Source organism: Pseudomonas sp. LBUM1655 (assembly GCF_059716085.1).
Genome location: NZ_CP166801.1, coordinates 2,057,079 through 2,078,640 on the forward strand (window position 1 = coordinate 2,057,079; position 21,562 = coordinate 2,078,640).

General features: G+C 59.1%; 22 protein-coding genes. 3 read left to right on the plus strand and 19 right to left on the minus strand.

Features of this window, described 5'->3' with window-relative positions; all coding sequences use genetic code 11:
• Positions 1-154 precede the first annotated feature (154 nt).
• The 5 genes from ACA074_RS09245 to ccoG form a co-directional block, all read right to left on the minus strand.
• Positions 155-838 (minus strand): sulfite exporter TauE/SafE family protein, encoded by a 684-nt coding sequence (locus ACA074_RS09245; RefSeq protein ID WP_187681069.1) that lies wholly within the window; start codon positions 836-838, stop codon positions 155-157.
• On the minus strand, positions 831-1,043 hold the full coding sequence (gene ccoS, locus ACA074_RS09250; protein WP_497678825.1) for a cbb3-type cytochrome oxidase assembly protein CcoS: 213 nt from the start codon (positions 1,041-1,043) through the stop codon (positions 831-833). Before ccoS ends, ACA074_RS09245 begins: the two co-directional genes overlap by 8 nt.
• Positions 1,044-1,065: 22 nt before the next feature.
• Positions 1,066-3,516 (minus strand): heavy metal translocating P-type ATPase, encoded by a 2,451-nt coding sequence (locus tag ACA074_RS09255; RefSeq protein WP_497678826.1) that lies wholly within the window; start codon positions 3,514-3,516, stop codon positions 1,066-1,068.
• Positions 3,517-3,729: 213 nt separating this feature from the next.
• Entirely contained in the window at positions 3,730-4,269 is a 540-nt protein-coding gene (locus ACA074_RS09260; protein ID WP_187681072.1) for a FixH family protein, read from the minus strand.
• 11 nt (positions 4,270-4,280) lie between these two features.
• Positions 4,281-5,696, minus strand: coding sequence for a cytochrome c oxidase accessory protein CcoG (gene ccoG, locus ACA074_RS09265; RefSeq protein ID WP_497678827.1), 1,416 nt, complete (start codon positions 5,694-5,696; stop codon positions 4,281-4,283).
• A gap of 447 nt (positions 5,697-6,143) precedes the next feature.
• On the opposite strand from ccoG, the gene ACA074_RS09270 reads away from it, so the two are divergent.
• Complete coding sequence (locus tag ACA074_RS09270) at positions 6,144-7,148, plus strand: metallophosphoesterase family protein (RefSeq protein WP_489878676.1); 1,005 nt, start codon at positions 6,144-6,146, stop codon at positions 7,146-7,148.
• A 44-nt stretch (positions 7,149-7,192) separates the two neighbouring features.
• Here ACA074_RS09270 and ACA074_RS09275 read toward each other — a convergent pair whose 3' ends face one another.
• The 10 genes from ACA074_RS09275 to ccoN (ACA074_RS09320) form a co-directional block, all read right to left on the minus strand.
• The gene (locus ACA074_RS09275; RefSeq protein ID WP_497678828.1) at positions 7,193-7,612 is read right to left on the minus strand and encodes a type II toxin-antitoxin system VapC family toxin; all 420 of its coding nucleotides are present in this window, start codon (positions 7,610-7,612) and stop codon (positions 7,193-7,195) included.
• On the minus strand, positions 7,612-7,866 hold the full coding sequence (locus tag ACA074_RS09280; protein ID WP_187681087.1) for a type II toxin-antitoxin system Phd/YefM family antitoxin: 255 nt from the start codon (positions 7,864-7,866) through the stop codon (positions 7,612-7,614). The genes ACA074_RS09275 and ACA074_RS09280 overlap by 1 nt, the downstream gene beginning before the upstream one ends.
• 524 nt (positions 7,867-8,390) lie before the next feature.
• Positions 8,391-9,374 carry a cytochrome-c oxidase, cbb3-type subunit III gene (gene ccoP / locus ACA074_RS09285; RefSeq protein ID WP_187681076.1) on the minus strand — a complete coding sequence of 328 codons (984 nt, stop codon included), beginning with the start codon at positions 9,372-9,374 and terminating at the stop codon, positions 8,391-8,393.
• A complete protein-coding gene (locus tag ACA074_RS09290) occupies positions 9,371-9,556 on the minus strand; it encodes a CcoQ/FixQ family Cbb3-type cytochrome c oxidase assembly chaperone (protein WP_003175465.1) in 186 nt (61 codons plus the stop codon). The genes ccoP (ACA074_RS09285) and ACA074_RS09290 overlap by 4 nt, the downstream gene beginning before the upstream one ends.
• Positions 9,557-9,561: 5 nt before the next feature.
• Positions 9,562-10,170 (minus strand): cytochrome-c oxidase, cbb3-type subunit II, encoded by a 609-nt coding sequence (ccoO, locus tag ACA074_RS09295; protein WP_095047713.1) that lies wholly within the window; start codon positions 10,168-10,170, stop codon positions 9,562-9,564.
• Positions 10,170-11,612: a cytochrome-c oxidase, cbb3-type subunit I gene (ccoN, locus tag ACA074_RS09300; protein WP_497659067.1), complete on the minus strand. Its 1,443-nt coding sequence runs from the start codon at positions 11,610-11,612 to the stop codon at positions 10,170-10,172. The genes ccoO (ACA074_RS09295) and ccoN (ACA074_RS09300) overlap by 1 nt, the downstream gene beginning before the upstream one ends.
• Positions 11,613-12,094: 482 nt before the next feature.
• On the minus strand, positions 12,095-13,048 hold the full coding sequence (gene ccoP, locus ACA074_RS09305) for a cytochrome-c oxidase, cbb3-type subunit III (protein WP_497678829.1): 954 nt from the start codon (positions 13,046-13,048) through the stop codon (positions 12,095-12,097).
• A complete protein-coding gene (locus ACA074_RS09310) occupies positions 13,045-13,242 on the minus strand; it encodes a cbb3-type cytochrome oxidase subunit 3 (protein ID WP_187681079.1) in 198 nt (65 codons plus the stop codon). The genes ccoP (ACA074_RS09305) and ACA074_RS09310 overlap by 4 nt, the downstream gene beginning before the upstream one ends.
• A gap of 5 nt (positions 13,243-13,247) precedes the next feature.
• Complete coding sequence (gene ccoO, locus ACA074_RS09315; protein WP_003223389.1) at positions 13,248-13,856, minus strand: cytochrome-c oxidase, cbb3-type subunit II; 609 nt, start codon at positions 13,854-13,856, stop codon at positions 13,248-13,250.
• Between the two features lie 10 nt (positions 13,857-13,866).
• Positions 13,867-15,291: a cytochrome-c oxidase, cbb3-type subunit I gene (ccoN, locus tag ACA074_RS09320; protein ID WP_007960356.1), complete on the minus strand. Its 1,425-nt coding sequence runs from the start codon at positions 15,289-15,291 to the stop codon at positions 13,867-13,869.
• Between the two features lie 86 nt (positions 15,292-15,377).
• Here ccoN (ACA074_RS09320) and ACA074_RS09325 point away from each other — a divergent pair, with 86 nt between their 5' ends.
• The gene (locus ACA074_RS09325; RefSeq protein ID WP_497678830.1) at positions 15,378-16,058 is read left to right on the plus strand and encodes an alpha/beta family hydrolase; all 681 of its coding nucleotides are present in this window, start codon (positions 15,378-15,380) and stop codon (positions 16,056-16,058) included.
• Between the two features lie 994 nt (positions 16,059-17,052).
• Positions 17,053-17,418: a DUF6124 family protein gene (locus ACA074_RS09330; protein WP_489878681.1), complete on the plus strand. Its 366-nt coding sequence runs from the start codon at positions 17,053-17,055 to the stop codon at positions 17,416-17,418.
• A 67-nt stretch (positions 17,419-17,485) separates the two neighbouring features.
• On the opposite strand, the gene ACA074_RS09335 is transcribed toward ACA074_RS09330, so the two are convergent.
• From ACA074_RS09335 to inhA, 4 genes are all read right to left on the minus strand, one after another.
• Positions 17,486-17,959, minus strand: a complete 474-nt coding sequence (locus ACA074_RS09335; RefSeq protein ID WP_497678831.1) for a hypothetical protein — start codon at positions 17,957-17,959, stop codon at positions 17,486-17,488.
• 239 nt (positions 17,960-18,198) lie between these two features.
• Positions 18,199-19,764 carry a methyl-accepting chemotaxis protein gene (locus tag ACA074_RS09340; protein WP_497678832.1) on the minus strand — a complete coding sequence of 522 codons (1,566 nt, stop codon included), beginning with the start codon at positions 19,762-19,764 and terminating at the stop codon, positions 18,199-18,201.
• Positions 19,765-19,866: 102 nt separating this feature from the next.
• The gene (locus ACA074_RS09345) at positions 19,867-20,658 is read right to left on the minus strand and encodes a CPBP family glutamic-type intramembrane protease (RefSeq protein ID WP_497659074.1); all 792 of its coding nucleotides are present in this window, start codon (positions 20,656-20,658) and stop codon (positions 19,867-19,869) included.
• 217 nt (positions 20,659-20,875) lie between these two features.
• Positions 20,876-21,562 carry an isonitrile hydratase gene (inhA, locus tag ACA074_RS09350; protein ID WP_187680919.1) on the minus strand — a complete coding sequence of 229 codons (687 nt, stop codon included), beginning with the start codon at positions 21,560-21,562 and terminating at the stop codon, positions 20,876-20,878.

The window sequence follows — 21,562 nt, forward strand, 5'->3', positions numbered from 1 at the left end:
TTGTGGTGAGGGGATTTATCCCCGATGGCCCGCGAAGCGGGCGTCACATTCCAACAGTCATAACGTGCCGACAGGTTTACGACTGCTTCGCAGCCGGTCGGGGATAAATCGCCTCACCACAGTAGATATCACTGGATCAAAGCTTTGCTTAAGGTCAGTGGCCCATCAACCAATGCTGATGGGGGCCGGGTAAGGTCCAGATACCGAACAGAATCACTAAAACCCCGCCGGCCATGCGCACGCTGCGTTTGCGCAGCAGCGCAGTCACCCGTTCCGCCGCCAGCCCGGTGGCGAGCAAAACCGGCCAAGTTCCCAGCCCGAACGCGAGCATCAACAACGCACTGTCCAGCGCATTGCCCTGGCTCGCCGACCACAGCAGTGTGCTGTAAACCAGCCCGCATGGCAGCCAGCCCCACAAGGCGCCGAGCAGCAAGGCGCGGGGCAGGCTCGACACTGGCAGCAGGCGGTTGGCTACCGGTTGGATGTAACGCCACAAACCGCGCCCAAGGCTTTCGATGCGGGTCAGTCCGCTCCACCAACCGGCCAGATACAAGCCCATGGCAATCAGCAACAATCCGGCTAGCACGCGCATAAACAGCGCAGCGGGGCTGTTGGCCACCGCCCAACCGGCGAGGCCGATCAGCAATCCGGCTGTCGCATAACTGAGGATTCGCCCGAGGTTATAAGCCAGCAGCAAGCGAAAGCGCCGACTGCGCTGCTCCTTGGGAATTGCCAGCGTCAGCGCGCCCATCAAACCGCCGCACATCCCCAGACAGTGGCCGCCACCCAGCAGGCCGAGGATCAGCGCCGAGACCAGCAGTGGTGCCAGTTCAAGCATGGGGTGGTGCCTTGTCGTCCGGTTTGCTGGCTTTGGCTTCGTCCACGGCGGCGGTGTGGTTCGGGTCCTGATCGTCGAACAGGATGCTGTGGGCCGGGCTGTCGAGGTCGTCGTACTGACCGCTGTCCACCGCCCAGAAGAAGATGTACACGGCGATGGCCACGATCAGCAGCGCGGCCGGAATCATCACGTAGAGAGCTGGCATCTGTACTCCAGGCCCGCGCGGCTCAGGCCGGCAGCGGGCGGGTGTCTGACGAGGGGCGGGCGACCGGCGCGCTCGGCAGGCGAGTCAGGCGCAGGGCGTTGAGCACCACGGTCAACGAACTGATCGACATGCCGACCGCCGCCCACACCGGAGTGATCCAGCCGAGGGCGGCGAACGGCAACATGAGGCCATTGTACAGCGCGGCCCACAGCAGGTTCTCGATGATTACCCGACGGGTGCGTCGCGCGAGAGTGAAGGCTTGTACCAAGGCGTCGAGACGGTTGGACAGCAGCACGGCGTCGGCGCTGGTTTTCGCCAGATCGGTGGCGGAGCCCATGGCTATGCTGATGTCGGCGGCGGCCAAAACCGGCACATCGTTGACCCCGTCGCCGAGCATCAGCACCTTGCGACCTTCCTTGTGCAACTGTTGCAGCACTTGCAGCTTGTCGTCCGGGCGCAGGCCGCCACGGGCCTCGTCGATACCCAGCTCGGCAGCGACGCTGGCGACCATCGGCGAACTGTCGCCGGACAGCAGCAAGGTACGCCAGCCGCGCGCCTTGCAAGCGGCAAGCAGGTCGGGCGCATCGTCACGTAGACGGTCGTCGAGGACGAACCAGGCCAGTGGTCCCGAGCTGTCACCGAGCAGCAGCCACTGGCCTGGCTCATCCGGCATCGTTGGCATCAAGGCGCCGCTAAGGGCGCAGACAAATTCCGCCTGGCCGATGCGCAAACGCTGTTCGCCGACCAATCCTTCGAGACCAAGCCCCGGTGTGCTCTGGACTTCTTCAGCCGCCAAAGGTGCACGGCCGAAGGCGCGGGCAATCGGATGTTCCGAACGGTTCTCCAGTGCGGCGGCAAGGCTCAGGCATTGATCGCTGTTCAGAGAGCCCAGCGGACGGATCGAACGCAGCACCAGTCGGCCTTCGGTCAGCGTCCCGGTCTTGTCGAAAATCACCGTGTCGATCTGATTCAAACCTTCCAGCACATGACCGCGGGTCAGCAGCAGACCGAGTTTGTGCAGGGTGCCAGTAGCAGCAGTAAGCGCAGTCGGCGTCGCCAGCGACAGTGCGCAAGGGCAAGTCGCAACCAGCATGGCGAGGACGATCCAGAAGGCGCGCGATGAATCCAGCTGCCACCACAACAGGCCGATGGCGGCGGCGGCGATCAGTGACAACAGCAAGAACCATTGCGCGGCGCGGTCGGCGATTTCTGCCAGTCGCGGTTTCTCGGCCTGGGCGCGATCGAGCAAACGGACGATGGCCGACAGGCGCGTGTCGTGACCCAAGGCCTGCACTTGCACGGTCAGCGCACCTTCGACGTTGAGCGTGCCGGCTGTCACGGCATCGCCCGGCATACGTGGCTGGGGCAGGTATTCACCAGTGAGCAGCGACTCATCGATGCTCGATTGGCCGTCGAGAATCTTGCCGTCCGCCGGCAGAATCGAACCCGGTTGCACCAGAATCTGATCGCCAAGGCGCAATTCGCTGAGCAGGATGCGCTCGCTCTGGCCGGCCTCGTCGAGTCGCAGGCACGAGGCGGGCAGCAGATTGACAAGCTGTGCAGTGGCTGCGGCCGTGCGTTCCCGGGCACGGCGCTCCAGATAGCGCCCGGCGAGCAGGAACAGGGCGAACATGCCCACTGCATCGAAATACAGTTCGCCGACGCCAGTGATCGACGTCCAGATCCCGGCGATGTAGGCGCTGCCAATCGCCAGCGACACCGAGACGTCCATGGTCAGGTGGCGGGTGCGCAGGTCACGCATGGCGCCTTTGAAAAACGGTGCGCAGCTGTAGAACACGATTGGCGTGGTCAGAAACAGCGCAACCCAGCGCAGAATCGTGTGCAGTTCGGGACTGAGATCGATGTTGAATTCCGGCCAGGTCGCCATGGTCGCCATCATCGCCTGGAACCACAGCAGGCCCGCGACGCCAAGCTGACGCAAGGCGAGGCGGTTTTCACTGGCCAGTTGTTCGCTGGCGCGGTCGGCCTGATACGGGTGGGCGGCGTAACCGATGTGCCGCAGTTCGGCGAGGATCTGGCTCAGCGGCAATTGCCCGTCGGCCCAACGCACATGCAAGCGATGGTTGGAAAGGTTCAAACGGGCTTCGGCGACTGCCGGCAGCGTGCGCAGGTGTTTCTCGATCAGCCAGCCGCAGGCAGCGCAACTGATGCCTTCCATCAACAGGGTGGTTTCGGCGAGATCGCCTTCATGACGCACGAAGGGTTTCTGCACATCGGCGCGGTCGTACAGCGCCAGTTCGTCGACCAGTTGCACCGGCAGCGCGTCGGGATTGGCCGAGGCTTCGCTGCGGTGCCGGTAATAGCTTTCCAGGCCTCCGGCCACGATGGCTTCGGCCACAGCCTCGCAGCCAGGGCAGCAGAACTCGCGGGACTCCCCGAGCACGACGGCGGTAAAGCGGCTGCCGGACGGGACGGGCAGGGCGCAGTGGTAGCAGGGGAGTGGGGTGGTCATGGCATCTTTGAGGGGGCAAGCCCTTGTATTTGAGTTGTCCGCTTGCCCTCACCCCAGCCCTCTCCCGGAGGGAGAGGGAGCCGATTGATGTTGGCCGCAGAAGCAGCTTCATTCGCTGACATCGTCACTGTCGTACACACAACATGCAAACGCTCGAGATCAGTCCCCTCTCCCGGGGGAGAGGGTTAGGGTGAGGGGGATTCTGAAGGTGACTTATTTTTTCAGGTCTTCGGCGCCTTGCAGCGGTTCATCACCAAGCAGGAGCTCCTTGTCATGATTGACCAGTTCTTCCTCGAACATCCGCCACACGTGATCATCCTGCGACCCCAGCAACTCGACAAACCGGCGGCCGTCGATCTTGTCGCTCAACTGGCCAATGTAACGGCCCTGTTCTGTTTCGCTGCGGGTCAGGACGATCTTGCGATCCTTCTCCGGCTGGGTCGGTGAGATCAGGTTCAGCTCCAGCGTTTTTGGCTGACTGTCGCCGCTCAAGCGCAGGTCGACTTCGCCGGTCACGTCATCCAGATGCACGGCAGCGCGCATCTTCAGCGTCTGCGCCAGCAGTTCGCGATCCAGCGAGCGGTTGATGCCTTTGCCGGCCTCGTAGTAGTTGTCGTTGACCAGATTGTCCGGGTTATTCACCGCAATGGTCACCATGGACAGGGTCAGCGTCACCGAACAGGCCAGAATCGCGATGATGATCCAGGGCCAAAGGTGCTTGTACCAAGGGCTTGCGGCGTTTGCTGCGGGCATGTTCAGTTCTCTCAACGGATTTGTGGGCCGATGAATCGGCTCTTGGCTTCAACGTGGACGCTGTCGTCATCGGCATCCTTGAGGATGAATTTCACCTCGTTGGTGCTCGATGGTAATTGTTCCGGTGCGCTCGACAACTCGACCGGCATACTGAAAATCTCCCCCGCCTGAACCTTGATCTCGCGTTTGCCTTGCAGACGCAGATCCGGCAGGCCGGCGGCTTCCAGCACGTAGGTGTGGTCGCGCTGATCCTTGTTCATGATTTTCAGGCTGTAGACGTTTTCGATCCGGCCTTCGGCGTTTTCGCGGTACAGCACGCGATCCTTGCTGACGTCGAAACCGACCAGCGAACGCATGACGAACGCAGTGACCAACAGGCTGATCATCGCCAGCAACACCACGGCATAGCCGATCAGGCGTGGCCGCAGTTTATGGGTTTTCTGGCCGGACAGGTTGTGCTCGGTGGTGTAGCTGATCAGGCCGCGAGGATAGTCCATTTTGTCCATGATGCTGTCGCAGGCGTCGATGCATGCAGCGCAGCCGATGCACTCAATCTGCAGGCCATCGCGGATGTCGATGCCGGTCGGGCAGACCTGGACGCACATGGTGCAGTCGATGCAGTCGCCCAGGCCCTGAGCCTTGTAGTCGATGCCTTTCTTGCGCGGGCCACGGCTTTCGCCACGACGCGGGTCGTAGGAAACGATCAGTGTGTCCTTGTCGAACATCACGCTCTGGAAGCGCGCGTACGGGCACATGTAAATGCACACTTGCTCACGCAACCAGCCGGCGTTGCCGTAAGTGGCGAGGGTGAAGAAACCGACCCAGAAATACGACCAGCCATCGGCTTGCCCGGTGAAGAATTCGAAGACCAGTTCGCGGATCGGCGAGAAATAGCCAACGAAGGTCATGCCGGTGACGAAGCCGATCAACAGCCACAGCGAGTGCTTGGCGAGTTTGCGCAGTAACTTGTTGCCGCTCATCGGCGCCTTGTCGAGCTTGATCCGCTGATTGCGGTCGCCTTCGGTGACCTTCTCGCACCACATGAAAATCCACGTCCACACACTTTGCGGGCAGGTATAGCCGCACCAGACGCGGCCGGCATAAACGGTGATGAAGAACAGGCCGAATGCCGCAATGATCAGCAGGCCCGAGAGCAGAATGAAATCTTGTGGCCAGAAGGTGGCGCCAAAGATGAAGAACTTGCGCTCCGGCAAGTTCCACCACACGGCTTGATGGCCGCCCCAGTTCAGCCAGACCGTACCGAAATACAGCAGAAACAGCGCGGCGCCTCCCATCATCCGCAGATTGCGGAACAGTCCGGTGAAAGCCCGGGTGTAGATTTTTTCTCGAGAGGCGTAAAGATCGACGCTGTTGTTCGCATTTTTGTTCGGTGGCGTGACGTCGTGTACCGGAATCTGGTTACTCATCATTGCATCCCACGGCAGTGGAAAAATGCCTCGGTCGGTACGTGCCGACCGCGGTCAGAAAGGGCGTTGCAGTGGCCCAATGATACGCCTGTCACCCCGACGAACGGGTGCGACCTTTGGTCGCGTTGGGGAAAATCAATTGATGGTGTAGTGATCTGGGTCAATTGACTTCTGCGCCTCAACGGTTTTGCGCATGCAGATGGGAGAGTCTAGGTGATTCATGACCTTCTTGCTGGCGCGTCGAGTTCAGCATTCGCTGTAATGGATGCTTGAAAAAGTTTCAGGTCAGTTAAATGGAAGTTGGTTGGCTGTTTGTTTGTACTGCTGAAATATATTAATTTAATTACCTCGGGTTTGGCCTTTGATGTTTTCTGTTTTTTCCAATATGTTGATTTCAGCAATATTGATTTGCTTTTAACTTTCTAACTTTATATGGAAATGAATACGATGGCTTCTCATGGAGTTCTACGATTTTTGCTCGGCATTTTTTTGTTATCTTCGGCTACTTGGGTTCAGGCGTTAGAGGGAACTCCTCGACATATGGTGTTTGCCTCTGATACCCAGTATCCCTGGACAGACAAAACGGATAGCCAGCAACCGGAGTCCGATGCGGACTTCAAAGTCCGCTCGAAATGGCTGGTTGAAACGCAACTTGCCAGTATTGCTGCTTTTCGCAACAGCCAGGGTGGGCAGGCACAGGTGCCACTCATGATCAATGGCGATATCACAGCGTTTGGTCATGGTTGGCAGCGCTCTTACATGAAGGCTGCATTGGATCAGCACTTCAAGGGCGAGTATCTGTACGGTCTGGGTAATCACGATTATGAAAACAATGTCGACGATTGTTTTAGCAATAGCTGCGCGGCGGGCAGTATCGTTGAGTTTAAAGAACATCATGAAAACAAGGTGGATAACTTTGACTTGAAGATTACCAGTGGTTTCTTGAGCAGTACTTATTCGGGCAGTCTCGCTTACTCAACGAATATAGGTGAAGTCCATCTGGTTCAACTCAATAATGAGCCGACGTATACGGCCCGAATTGCGCATGCACTAAACCCCACTACTTTCAATATCAACAGCGCCTTGGATTGGCTGGAAAAAGATCTCAGTACCGCCAAGACTCAAGGTTACGCCATCATCATCAACATGCATAAGCCGTTCGATATGCAGGGTAACGAGGCGCAACTGAGACGCTTCCGTGAAATGCTCGATAAATATCAGGTCACTGCTGTATTTGCCGGTCATTTGCATCAGGATGGCGGTAGTTCTTACTGGCTGGGCAATGTGCCGATGTACCTGAGTGGGGCAACCTCGCAACAAACCTACCTGATCACCAGTTTCACCGAGGATCGCAAGCAACTGCAGATCTATCTGGTGGAGAACAATAAATGGCAGAACCGGAAGTTGATCGATACGATCCCGGTGAAATCAATCTGGGCCAGGCGTCCATGAAAAAGGCCCCGCCAATTCTCGTTGGCGGGGGCTTTTCAGTTGTTTCAAGCGTTGGCAGCGAGCCAGGGGTTTATCAAATGAACACCGCTCATTTCAAAGTCTGCGACATTACGGGTGACGACCGTCAATCCGTGTACAAGCGCGGTGGCGGCGATCAGCGCGTCGCATTCATTGGAGCGATCAGGGACATGCAGTTGTGCGCATCGTGTGGCAACTGCGCTATCAATCGACAGGATTCTTCCCGAGAACGCAGGTTTGACGTGACGCTCCAGCCAGTTACGCAGCAGGCCACCTTGGGGAGGGTCTCGGCGCTCGATGCGCAGAATGCCGGTTTCCAGTTCGAGCACAGTCATTGCCGACAAATACAGGTTTGCCGCAGGGGTGCTGTTAGCCCAGGCCACCACTTGTTTATCGGCTTGGGGTTTTCGCAATTCGGAAATCACATTGGTATCGAGTAGAAACATCAGGACAGATCCACACTACGAGGAATAATGATGGCGCGCTCTGGTTCGAATTCGATTTCCGAAGCGCCAGGCATGACCAGCAGATCAACGATGCTGGTCTGATTGCCCGTCAGTTTTTGGTACTCCTCAATGCTTAGCAGCACATGTGCAGGCTTGCCACGATCAGTAATGATGACCGGGCCTTGGTGCGCGGCTTTTTTGGCACCACTTGTGTCTTGATTGAATTCGCGGCTGGAAATGGTCGTGATGGCCATCATGTTCGGCCTCCAGAAGTTCTGATGTAGAAACGTTACTACCATGAGGGTGTCCCTGCAATCGGAAAACTGGGTGGGGGACGATCGGCTTGTCACCGTCACTTCGACTGAGCGAAAGCACGCCCGCAAGCTGGCGGGCGTGCTGGGTGTTTCGGTTGGCGTTTGATGTACTGCACTGATCAGAGCAATCGGCCGCCTCCGAGGCCGTCCAGGCCACCGCCGTTGCCTGGACTGGCCAGGGCTCGGGGAGATGAATCTGCGGGTTTGGCGGGTTCTGGTGCAGGACGTAGAAAGTCGTCGAGATGGTGCGGTAATGGCTTGGCTGGCAGTGTGATTTTGTCATTCTTAAACATGCGACTTCATCCTTGAAGTTAACCCGATGTCGATCATCGGGATCGGCAAAACGCTACAGGGCCTCGGTATCCGGGTCTATTGGGTAAATGTCTCAAGTGATGACTATGCAATAAAAATGGCCCCGCCAATTCTCATTGGCGGGGCCATTTTTATTGCGTCAAGCGTGGGCCTTACTGCGCCTCGGCTTCCGCTGGTTTCTCACCATGGGACAGGCTGTAAACATACGCCGCCAGCAGGTGCACCTTGTCGTTGCCTTGCAGCTGCTCCTGCGCAGGCATCTGGCCCTGACGGCCGTAACGGATGGTCTGCTGCAGTTGCGCGAAGCTCGAACCGTAGATGAACGCGCCCGGGTGAGTCAGGTCAGGCGCGCCCATGGCTGGAGTGCCTTTACCCGCCGGGCCGTGGCAGGCCACGCAGTTGGCGGCGAACAGTTTGCCGCCGTTGGCTGGATCAGCCTTGGTGCCTTCCGGCAGTTTGCGGCCATCAAGGTTAGTGATCACGTAAGCGGCGACGTCGGCAACGCCTTGTTCACCAATCACTTCGGCCCAGGCCGGCATCACGGCGTGACGACCGCCCATGATGGTGGTCTTGATGGTTTCCGGCTCGCCGCCCCAGCGCCAGTCGGCGTCGGTCAGGTTAGGGAAACCATAGGCACCCTTGGCGTCGGAACCGTGGCAGACCGAGCAGTTGGAGGCGAACAGACGGCCGCCCATCTTCAGCGCTTGTGGGTCCTTGGCGACTTCCTCGATCGGCATGGCAGCGAATTTGGCGAAAATCGGACCGAACTTGGCGTCCGAACGAGCCATTTCCTTTTCCCACTCGTGAACGCCGGTCCAGCCAGTCTGGCCGTTGGCGAACGCGGTCTGCTTGTCGGTATCAAGGTAGTTGTAGCCCGGCAGCAGGCCTTTCCAGTTACCCAGGCCCGGGTACAGCACCAGATAACCCAGTGCAAACACGATGGTGCCCACGAACAGCATGAACCACCATTTCGGCAGTGGGTTGTCGTACTCCTCGATCCCGTCGAAGGAGTGGCCGACCGTCTCGTCCGTCTGTTCGCTGCGCTGGCCCTTGCGGGTCGACAGCAGCAGCCAGGTCAGGGCGAAGATCGTACCGAGACTGAGGACTGTGACGTACAGACTCCAGAATGTAGTCATTCTTTGTTACTCCTAGAAGCTTGCTCGACGTGCTTGATGGCTTCGGGATCATCCGCAAAAGGCAGCAAGGTCGCGTCTTCAAACTCCGACTTGCGCTTGGGGCTGAACACCCACAGCGCCAGACCGATGAAGGCCACCATCACAACAACGGTGCCCAGGCCACGAATCATCCCGATATCCATCTAATTCACCGTTTGCTTTTGATGATGGTGCCCAGGCCTTGCAGATAGGCCACCAGCGCGTCCATTTCGGTTTTGCCCTTCACGGCATCTTTGGCACCGGCGATGTCTTCGTCGGTGTAAGGGACGCCGAGCGTGCGCAACACTTCCATTTTCTTGGCCGTGTCTTTGCCGTCGAGCTTGTTTTCCACGAGGAACGGGTAAGCCGGCATTTTCGACTCTGGGACGACGTTGCGCGGGTTGTACAAGTGCGCACGTTGCCAGTCATCGGAGTAACGACCGCCCACACGGGCCAGGTCCGGACCGGTACGTTTGGAACCCCACAGGAATGGGTGATCCCAGACGCTTTCACCGGCGACGGAGTAGTGGCCATAGCGTTCGGTTTCAGCGCGGAACGGACGGATCATCTGCGAGTGGCAGCCGACACAGCCGTTGGCGATGTAAACGTCGCGGCCTTCCAGTTCCAGCGCCGAACGCGGCTTCATGCCTTCGACCGGCTTGTTGGTGACGTCCTGGAAAAACAGCGGAACGATTTGGGTCAGGCCGCCAACGCTGACAGCGATGACCATGAAGAAGGCCAGCAGGCCAATATTCTTCTCGACAGCTTCATGCTTCATCAGTGAGCTCCAACGACAGCGATCTGGGCAGCGGCTTCGGCTTCAGCCGGGTTCGAGGCGCGCACGGTGCGCCAGACGTTGTACGCCATCAGGAACATGCCGCTGGCGAAGAACGCACCGCCCAGTGCACGGACGATGTAGCCCGGGTGGCTGGCTTGCAGCGCTTCAACGAACGAGTAGGTGAGGGTGCCGTCGTCGTTGATTGCACGCCACATCAGGCCTTGGGTGATGCCGTTGACCCACATCGAAGCGATGTACAGCACGGTGCCGATGGTCGCGAGCCAGAAGTGCGCGTTGATCAGGCCGGTGCTGTGCATCTGCGCGCGACCGAACAGGCGCGGGATCATGTGGTAGATCGCGCCGATCGAGATCATCGCCACCCAGCCCAGAGCGCCGGCGTGTACGTGTCCGATGGTCCAGTCGGTGTAGTGCGAGAGCGAGTTGACGGTCTTGATCGCCATCATCGGACCTTCGAAGGTCGACATGCCGTAGAACGCCAGGGAAACCACGAGGAAACGCAGGATCGGGTCGGTGCGCAATTTATGCCACGCGCCCGACAGGGTCATCATGCCGTTGATCATGCCGCCCCAGCTTGGCGCCAGCAGAATGATCGACATCGCCATGCCCAGCGATTGAGCCCAATCCGGCAGCGCGGTGTAGTGCAGGTGGTGCGGGCCAGCCCAGATGTACAGGGTGATCAGTGCCCAGAAGTGCACGATCGACAGGCGATAGGAGTAGATCGGACGTTCGGCCTGTTTCGGCACGAAGTAGTACATCATCCCGAGGAAACCGGTGGTCAGGAAAAAGCCTACGGCGTTGTGGCCGTACCACCACTGGATCATCGCGTCGGTGGCGCCGGAGTAGGCGGAGTAGGACTTGAACAGGCTGACCGGCAGCGACATGTGGTTGACGATGTGCAGCATCGCGGTCACGACGATGAAGGCGCCGTAGAACCAGTTGCCGACGTAGATGTGCTTGGTGTTGCGCTTGGTGATGGTGCCGAAGAACACCAGACCGTAGGTGACCCAGACAATGGCCAGCAGAATGGCGAGCGGCCATTCCAGTTCCGCGTATTCCTTGGTGGTGGTGTAACCCAGCGGCAAGGTAATGACCGCGCCGACAATCACCGCTTGCCAGCCCCAGAAGGTGAAGGCGGCGAGGCTGTCGGAAATCAGTCGCGTCTGGCAGGTTCGCTGCACGACATAGTAGGAAGTGGCAAACAGTGCACAGCCACCGAAGGCAAAAATCACCAGGTTTGTGTGCAACGGGCGCAGGCGTCCAAAGCTCGTCCACGGCAGACCGAAGTTCAATTCCGGCCAGACCAGTTGCGAGGCGATGAAGACACCGAGCCCCATGCCAAGGATCCCCCAGACCACCGTCATGATGGCGAACTGGCGGACTACCTTATAGTTATAAGCAGTCGGACTGATTGCTGTGCTCATTCTAAGGTTCCACGGTTTGGGTGTTTTATTAGGATTAGAATCGGCCGCAAGTATGCAGAGAGCAGGGGGTCATTGCAACGCGCCATGACCTGGGTCAATGCTTTCCAGCGCTGATTCTGCGGCCTTTCCATGCGCCGCGTAAGGTCAAAATTGGCCTCGGACAAAATGTCGCAGCGGACGAAAAAAGCGAGGGGTTCAGATCGCGCGTAACGGGGTGTGTTCAAACGGCCTGTTCGGGTGACGGACGGCAAATGGCACGACAGCCGGTATCTGCCGGCCTCTGCGGCCACGTCAGTCAGCCGGTTCGAAGAACACAGCGGTTAGCGTTGACCTGGAACCGGCACGAGCCAGTCCGCATCGACCAAGCGTAGACCCGAATCCGGGGAACCGAAAGGAGAGGGTGTAAAGGGGTGCGACAATGCGTCGCAAAGGGGTGGGGATCTGCCGCACCGAGAATGGTGCGGCAGAGGTGTGTGCAATGATTACTTTTTATTGTCTTCAGTAATCATATTATTTGTATTCAATCCATGGCTAAGGCTGTACACATAAGCTGCCAGCAATTGCACTTTATCGTTGCCCAGCAGTTCGTTCTGCGCCGGCATGTGGCCTTGGCGACCATGGCGGATGGTCTGTTCAAGCTGGGTCAGGCTGGTGCCATAGATAAACCCGGCCGGGTGCGTCAGGTTCGGCGCCCCCATGGCTTCAGTGCCGTGGCCGGTTGCCCCGTGGCAGGCGACGCACGTGGTGCTGAACGCCTGCTGCCCGGCTTGCAGATCTGCCTTGCTGTCGGCTGGCAATGGCAAACCGGCCAGTTCGTGACGCACGTAAGCGGCGACGTTCTTCACCCCAGCCTCGCCGAGCACTTCGCCCCAGGCTGGCATGGCCGCCATCCGGCCACCCATGATGGTGGTCTTGATGGTGTCGGCATTACCGCCCCAGCGCCAGTCGCTGTCGGCCAGGTTAGGGAAACCGAATGCACCCTTGGCGTCCGAGCCGTGGCACACCGAACAGTTTGAGGCGAACAAGCGGCCACCCATTTTCAGCGCCTGTGGGTCCTTCGCTACTTCTTCCACTGGCATGGCGGCAAATTTGGCGAAGATTGGGCCGAATTTGGCGTCAGCCTTGTTCATCTCCTTTTCCCACTCGTGGACGCCGGTCCAGCCATCCTCGTAGCCGGGCAGGATGCCTTTCCAGTTACCCAGGCCCGGATACAGAATCAGATAGCCCACGGAAAACACCAGCGTGCCCGCGAACAGCATGAACCACCACTGCGGCAGCGGGTTGTCGTATTCCTCGATGCCGTCGAAGCTGTGGCCCATGGTCTGGTCGACGCTGCCCTTGGTTTCGCCCCGGCGGGTGCCGATCAGCAGCCACGTCAGGCCGATCAGGCTGCCGATGGTCAGTACGCAGATCCACGTACTCCAGAAGGTGGTCATGGCCGGGTACTCCTTGGTTCAGATGCTGGGGGGGTGTCGGGTTGCGGCTCGTCGGCGAACGGCAGCAGGCGCGCTTCGGCAAATTCCGGATTGCGCTTGCGGTTGAACACCCAGAGGGTCAAGCCAACGAAGGCGACAAACACCACGACCGTGCCGAGGCCGCGAATCAGGCCTGCACTCATTTCAATGACCATCGTGCTCACCTCTTGCTCTTGATCGCAGTGCCGAGCACTTGCAGGTAGGAGACGAGGGCATCCATTTCGGTCTTGCCCTTGAGGCTGGCCACCGCACCGCTGATGTCGTCGTCGGTGTACGGCACGCCGAGGGTGCGCATGGTCTTGAGCTTGGTTTCGGTATGGCTGCTGTCGACCGCTTGCGTGACCAGCCATGGATAGGCCGGCATTTTCGATTCGGGCACAACGTTGCGCGGGTTGTACAAGTGCGCACGGTGCCAGTCATCCGAGTAACGCGCGCCAACCCGGGCAAGGTCCGGACCGGTACGTTTCGAACCCCACAGGAACGGGTGATCCCACACGCTTTCACCGGCCACCGAGTAGTGCCCGTAGCGTTCGGTTTCGGCGCGGAACGGCCGGATCATCTGCGAGTGGCAACCGACGCAGCCTTCGCGGATGTAGATGTCGCGGCCTTCCAGTTGCAGCGCGGTGTAGGGCTTCATGCCTTCCACCGGTTTGTTGGTGACGTCCTGGAAGAACAGCGGGACGATCTGGGTCAGGCCGCCGATGCTCACGGCGAACACCATCAGCAACATCAGCAGGCCGACGTTCTTTTCAATCGTTTCGTGTTTCATGGCGGACTCCTCAGGCCATCTGCGCGGCGGCAACGACGTCAGCAGGCTGCGAGGCCCGCACGGTGCGCCAGGTGTTGTAAGCCATCAGGAACATGCCGCTGAGGAAGATCGCCCCACCAATCAGCCGCACGACAAAACCTGGGTGGCTGGCCACCAGGGTTTCGACGAAGGAGTAGGTCAGCGTGCCGTCCTCGTTCACCGCACGCCACATCAGGCCCTGGGCGATGCCGTTGACCCACATCGAAGCGATGTAGAGCACGGTGCCGATGGTCGCGAGCCAGAAGTGCGCGTTGATCAAACCGATGCTGTGCATCTGCTCTTTGCCGAAGATTTTCGGGATCATGTGGTACAGCGCGCCGATCGAGATCATTGCCACCCAGCCCAGAGCGCCGGCGTGTACGTGGCCGATGGTCCAGTCGGTGTAGTGGGAGAGGGCGTTGACGGTCTTGATCGCCATCATGGGGCCTTCGAAGGTCGACATGCCGTAGAACGCCAGCGACACCACGAGGAAGCGCAGGATCGGGTCGCTGCGCAACTTATGCCACGCGCCCGAGAGGGTCATCATGCCGTTGATCATGCCGCCCCAACTCGGTGCCAGCAGCACCAGCGACATCACCATGCCCAGCGACTGTGCCCAGTCCGGCAGCGCGGTGTAGTGCAAGTGGTGCGGGCCGGCCCAGATGTACAGGGTGATCAGCGCCCAGAAGTGCACGATCGACAAACGATAGGAATACACCGGACGCTCGGCCTGTTTCGGCACGAAGTAGTACATCATCCCGAGGAAACCGGCGGTGAGGAAAAAGCCTACGGCGTTGTGGCCGTACCACCATTGCACCATCGCGTCGGTCGCACCGGCATACACCGAGTAGGACTTGGTGAAACTCACCGGCAATTCCAGGTTGTTGACGATGTGCAGGATCGCCACGGTGATGATGAACGCGCCGAAGAACCAGTTGCCCACATAAATGTGCTTGGTCTTGCGCTGCATGATCGTGCCGAAGAACACGATCGCGTAGGCGACCCAGACGATGGTGATCAGGATGTCGATCGGCCATTCCAGCTCGGCGTATTCCTTGGAACTGGTGTAACCGAGCGGCAGGCTGATTGCCGCCAACAGGATTACAAGCTGCCAGCCCCAGAAGCAGAACGCGGCGATTTTCGGCGCAAACAGCTGAGTCTGGCAGGTGCGCTGCACCGAGTAGAACGAACTGGCGAACAGCGCGCAGCCACCGAAGGCGAAGATCACCGCGTTGGTGTGCAGCGGGCGCAAGCGGCCGAAACTGGTCCAGGGCAAATTGAAGTTGAGTTCGGGCCAGACCAATTGAGCCGCGAGAAAAACCCCGAGGCCCATGCCGACGATGCCCCACACCACCGTCATAATGGCGAATTGGCGGACCACCTTGTAGTTGTAGGCGGTACTGATAGAAGTGTTCATGGTTCCCCATCCACGGTTCAGCCGAAGTGAGCGCACGCAGCGCGTCCTTCGTCTGGAGTTATAGGCAGACTAAAAGCGAGGCAAGCATGGACAAACAGCACAAGGCCAGTATTGACGGGGATCAATGGGCGCAGTGCGTACGTGATCATGGGTGGTTATGGGATGCGGCTGTGGGTGAGGCTTCGGCGACGTTGATCCTGGCGCATGGGGCGGGTGCGCCGATGGATAGCGAGTGGATGACGGATATGGCTGGGCGCCTTGCTGGGCTTGGTGTGAACGTGTTGCGGTTTGAGTTTCCGTATATGGCGCAGCGGCGGGTGGATGGGGGCAAGCGGCCGCCGAATCCTGCGGCGAAACTGCTTGAGTGCTGGCGTGAGGTTTTCTCTGAAGTGCGACGTCATGTCACTGGGGTTTTGGCGATTGGTGGGAAGTCGATGGGGGGGCGGATGGCGAGTCTTTTGGCCGATGAGTTGGGCGCTGATGCCTTGGTTTGCCTGGGTTATCCGTTTTATGCGGTGGGCAAACCGGAGAAGCCGCGGGTTGAGCATTTGGCTGGTTTGCAGACGCGGACGTTGATTGTGCAGGGGGAGCGGGATGCGCTGGGTAATCGTGAGGCGGTTGAGGCTTATTCGTTATCGCCGAGTATTGAGGTGTTTTGGCTTGTGGCGGGGGATCATGACCTGAAGCCGCTCAAGGTTTCCGGGTTTACGCATGAGCAGCATTTGGTCAGTGCCGCGCAGAAAGTAGCCGAGTTTCTCAGCAGCTGACCGAGCTGGTCTGAGATTTTGAACTGCATGAAGATCTGCTCCCTTTCCCCTCGCCCCCATGGGGGAGAGGGCTGGGGTGAGGGGGATCGATTTCAGTCACGACATATTTTTTGGGTACATATCCATTGCTGCGGTAACGGCCACTTAGGGTTTCGCCCTGACGGCGACTCACTTTTTTTACAAACGCCTAAAAAAAGTAAGCAAAAAAACGCTTGCTCCTACGTGCGGCCCGCTCGCTGGGGCTCGGGGTTCCTTCGCTCCGGGATCGATCCGGGCGCAGCGTCTCCGGTTTGCTGCGCTGCACCTCCTCTCGCTGTGTTTGGCTTCGCCAAACGGTCGCTGCGCTCCCACGCCCAGATCAATCCCTCCACTCAGCCTTCCGACGTCGCCCGTGGATCAAGATCAAAAGCGGCAGCCGAGCTAACGCTCATCCTTTGAGTGGAGCGGCATGCGCCGCGTGCGGGGTGTACTCATTCTTGTGGGAGCTGGCTTGCCAGCGATGGCGGCCTACCAGCCGACCAATCCCTTGCTGATGTACCCGGCCCAACTGTAGGAGCGAGCCTGCTCGCGAAAGCGGCCTGACAAACAACATCAAAACAACAGGCCAACTTCCCGCTTTTTCTGCCCATAAACGCAATCCCGCGAGCACGTTTAAGCTACACAACCCGTTACGCCATCGGGCCTACAACACCTTGCGCCGTTACCTACGCGTACGCCAGAATCCGCCGGCTTACTTGGCTATGAGGCGGGCGGTATCGTTTCCCTGTCACTGAAAATCAGTGATCGGGTTTGGTAGCCCGCTTCGGTACCGCCGTATGGCGCCACCTTATTCAGCCTCTTTTTGCGGCTGCGTTTTTATGGTGGACATGCGTGGGGCTCATTCGTGAGCGCCGGGTTTCCGTATCGACCGGTCTACCAACCCGCGCATGGCCGCCACCCATCGTTTGGTAGCGAGGGTGATGGCTCTTATTAATTTCGATACGAGACTTCATCCATGTTCAAAATCACGCCAAACCCACCGCACACCGATCCGATCCCCCACGACCCTGCGCTTGACCCGCAAAAGGTAAAAGAGGCAACCGATCGCGCCCTCGATTACTACCTCAAACCCGAAGACCTGGCGGCTCCGCCAAAATCGCCCATGTTTCGCCCCGTGTTTCTCGTTGACCCCACGCTGGATGACGAAACCCTGCTCGTCGAAGCCTGTGAATCGCTGTCGTACGCCCATGCCATTGCCGGTAATATCGCCAACTCGGTGGGTGGCCCGGAGCGCAAACCGCTGCTGGCGCTGCAACAGGTGATCATGCTGAACGAGCTGTTGGTCAATCGACTATTGGATAAACTCCGTTTGCCGCAATAGTTGCGAAGCCGATGAGTGGGGCGCTTGCCCCGCTCATCGCACAGAAGCCGTACCGCCTAATGCTGATTCATTGATCGGTTCTTGTCAGTTTGAACGTTCCGTTCGGCCACAAACGATAACCTTCGGATTTGAACGTTGCGGTGAAGTCACCGGTGACGGTGCCTGTTGTCCGGTCCAGTCTGATTGTAAGTTCCGCGTCATCGGCATCGACTGTTGCGAATCCCGTGAAACCCGGTGGGGCAGGTATCGAATGGATATGGGCAACATGCAACCCTTTGCCGTCATTCAGTTTGTAGGTGTACTCCATCAAATCTTCATCGAGATAAGGCACGCTCAGAAGAAAGCTAAAGTAGTTTTCTTCGTCCAACGATCCGGTCGAACCGGCAAAGACCCAACTTTCTTCGCCGGTAGGCGCGAAGACGCTATAGGCGAACGAGCTCTGTTGAGCGTTGATGGGCTCAGCCCCGAAACTCCAGTGAAAATCATTGGTGGCGGGCTGGAAACTGTTTTGCTTCGTGATGAAAATGCACTTCGCGCTCATGATGAAATCCTTCTCCGTGTATGAACAAAGACAGGTGAGAACACCTGGATGCCATTGAAGGTTCTTTAATGAACGCGCGTCTACTGTAAAACCTGACAGCTAGACAGCGTCGGGCAAGTGTGGATGCGTAGGCAAACCAAGGTAGTCAGCGAATTCCGGCTCTGGCGCCATCCATTTCCGACCTGCAATAAAAAACCCGGAAGCTTTCGCTGTCCGGGTTTTTGTTATCGCCAGTTCAATCAGCGGTTAAACCGCTCCACCAACGAATACTGCGTATTGGCCGTCTTCGTCAGCTCTTCACTCAGCAATGCCGAGTTGTGCGCCTGTTCCGAGGTCTGATCCGCCAGTTCCGAAATATTGCTGATGTTGCGGCTGATTTCTTCGGCCACCGCACTTTGCTCTTCGGTCGCGGCGGCGATCTGGGTGGTCATGTCGGTGATGTTGGCCACCGCTTCGCTGATGCCGACCAGTGCCTGATCCGCTTCCAGGACTCGCGCCACACCTTCTTCCGCCTGGCGATGCCCGGCTTCCATGGTTTGCACGGCGCTCGAAGCAGTCTGCTGCAACTTGGCGATCAGCGCATGAATCTGCCCAGTCGATTCGCTGGTGCGTTGCGCCAATTGACGCACTTCGTCAGCCACCACGGCAAAGCCACGGCCCATCTCGCCGGCACGGGCCGCTTCGATGGCGGCGTTGAGGGCGAGCAGGTTGGTCTGGTCGGCGATGCCTTTGATCACGTCGACCACGCCGCCGATTTCGTCGCTGTCCTTGGCCAGTTGGGTCACGGTCAGGCCGGTTTCACCGACCACCACCGACAGGCGCTGGATGGCTTCGCGGGTTTCGCCGGCGATGTCGCGGCCGCGACCGGTCAGGCGATTGGCCTCTTGAGTGGCATCAGCCGTGCGCTGCACGTGGCTGGCGACTTCCTGAGTAGTCGCGGCCATCTGGTTGACGGCGGTGGCGACCTGTTCGGTTTCCACGCGCTGACGTTCCAGGCCGGTAGAGCTGCTGTGCGCCAGTCGGTCGGACTGTTTGGCCTGATCGGTCAGGTGTTCGGCGGTGTCCTGCAGACGGGTCAGGCAGGTTTTCAGACGTGCTTCCTGGCTGAGGATCGACATTTCCAGACGTGCCTGGGCGCCACGGCTGTCGGTGTACATCTGCGCGATCAACGGGTCGGACGTGGTCTGCCCGGCCAGACGCAGCAGGCGTTTGAGCCCGCGTTGTTGCCATTGCAAACCCATCAGGCCCAGCGGCACCGACAGACCGGCCGCTAGGGCGAAGCCCCAGTGCGAGTTGAGTGTCGCGCCGATCACGAAGCTCAGTTGGCTGACCAGAATGAATGGCAGCCAGTCTTGCAGCACCGGCAGCCATTTATCGCTGGAAGGGATCGCCGACTTGCCCTGGTTGATGCGTTGGTAGAGCGCTTCGGCACGGCGGATCTGTTCGGCGGTGGGTTTGATCCGCACCGACTCGTAACCGACCACTTGATTGCCTTCAAACACCGGTGTCACGTAGGCGTTAACCCAGTAGTGGTCCCCGGACTTGCAGCGATTCTTGACAATGCCCATCCATGGCAAGCCTTGTTTCAGTGTGCCCCACATGTGCGAAAACACCGCCGCCGGGACGTCGGGGTGACGAACCAGGTTGTGCGGCGCGCGGATCAGTTCCTCACGCGAAAATCCGCTGATCTCGACGAAAGCGTCGTTGCAGTAGGTGATCATGCCCTTGGCGTCGGTTGTGGAAATCAACCGTTGCTGAGCCGGGAAAGTCCGTTCGCGTTGTGTGATGGGCTGGTTGTTACGCATGGTTTTTCAATCCGCAAGGCTTTGAAAGGTTGTCGGCGGTGTCAGCTTTTTATTGAAATTTTTTTTCAGATTTATGTACGGCGTCGCAAAACCGGCCTTGCTTCAGCCCGCGAGCATCGGATAGGTGAACAAGCCGAAATGCAGCAGGTTCAGCCCGAAATGCGTGGCGATCGCCGCGCCGAGTCCGCCAAAACGGTAGGCCAGACCATAGCCGACACCTGCCAGACCCGCCAGCAACACCCATGTCCAGCCAGCGCCGATATGCGCCAGTGCGAACAATGATGAAGCCAGCAGCAGGGCGAGATTTTCGCCGTATGGCAGGTGCTTGAAGCGTCGGCTCAGGCCGCCCTGTATATAGCCGCGAAACAGCGCTTCCTCGACCAGCGTCACCAGCAGCAGATTATTCAGCACCCACAGCCACGCCTGATCCGGCCACTTCGGCGCCCAGGCGATCACGCCCAGCAACACAGCCCCGCCGAGGGCGAGGATCGCGCTCAAGGTCAGGGCGAGAGCGCTGGCGTACACCGTCAGGCGCAATGAACGCCGCGCGACAATCCATGGGCAGACCAGCAACAGCCAGAGGCCGATCAGCGGTTTGTCCTGATTCAGGTACATCGAGAACGGTACGGCATTGTCGGTGAAGCGTTGCGGGTCGATGGCGCGACCGTTGTAGAAACCGGGCAACCAATGCAACGCCAGCGCCAACGCCAGAACGACGAACAGACCGTGACCGAGATAGCGCGCGACCGGCACGTGTTGCTGACGTACGGCAAAACCGGCGAAGAGCAGAAGCCCGACAGAAATCAGCGCGAGCCAGCCGAGTTGGCCGTAACTCAGCGCCAATCCGTAGCCGATACCGAGAAGTGCCAGATAAAGCCATGGCAGAGACTTCATGGAGGGTCCTTGTGCAGATTTTGTGGAAGGGCTTTCTACACGGACGGGCGGCGGGGGACAAGTGAAGGTGAAGAGCAAAGCAGGGGCTGAAGCCAGTGACAGCCGACCTGTAGGAGCTGCCGAAGGCTGCGATCTTTTGATCTTGATCTTGAAAAAGCCAAAGTCAAAAGATCGCAGCCTTCGGCAGCTCCTACAGGGTTTTGTGGATGGCTGAGGATCAGCGCAAGTTGAGTTTCGCCGCCGCGCGCCCGGTGATTTCCGTGCGCAGTTTCAACGATGGCGCCGCACGCAGCCGGGCTTCATCGACGATTGCGCTCGGCGCTGTATCGGGGCTGCCGGCATTGAACGGCGGTGCCGGCGCGTACTCAAGTTGCAACTGCACCAGTTGCGCCGTATCGGCATCAACCAGTTCAGCCGCCAGCACCAGCGCAAAATCGATCCCGGCAGTAATCCCGCCACCGGTAAACAGATTGCCGTCACGCACCACCCGATCCTTCACCGCAATCGCGCCCAGTGTCGGCAGCAGATCGTGATACGCCCAGTGCGTGGTTGCGCGTTTTCCTTGCAGCAGGCCCGCCGCGCCAAGCACCAACGAGCCGGTGCACACCGACGTCACGTAACGCGCCTGCGCCGCCTGACGTTTGATGAAGCTCAGCGTCTGCTCATCTTCCATCAGCGGCCCGACGCCACCGCCACCGGGCACACAGATCACATCCAGATCCGGACAGTCCTCGAACGTGGTGGTCGGCTTGAGCAGCAACCCGGTGCTGGCGGTGACCGGCATCAGATCCTTCCAGATCAGATGCACCTGCACGCCCGGCAGCGAAGCGAGCACGTCGTATGGCCCGGTCAGATCCAATTGCTGAACCTGCGGAAACAACAGAAAACCGATCTGCAGCGTCAT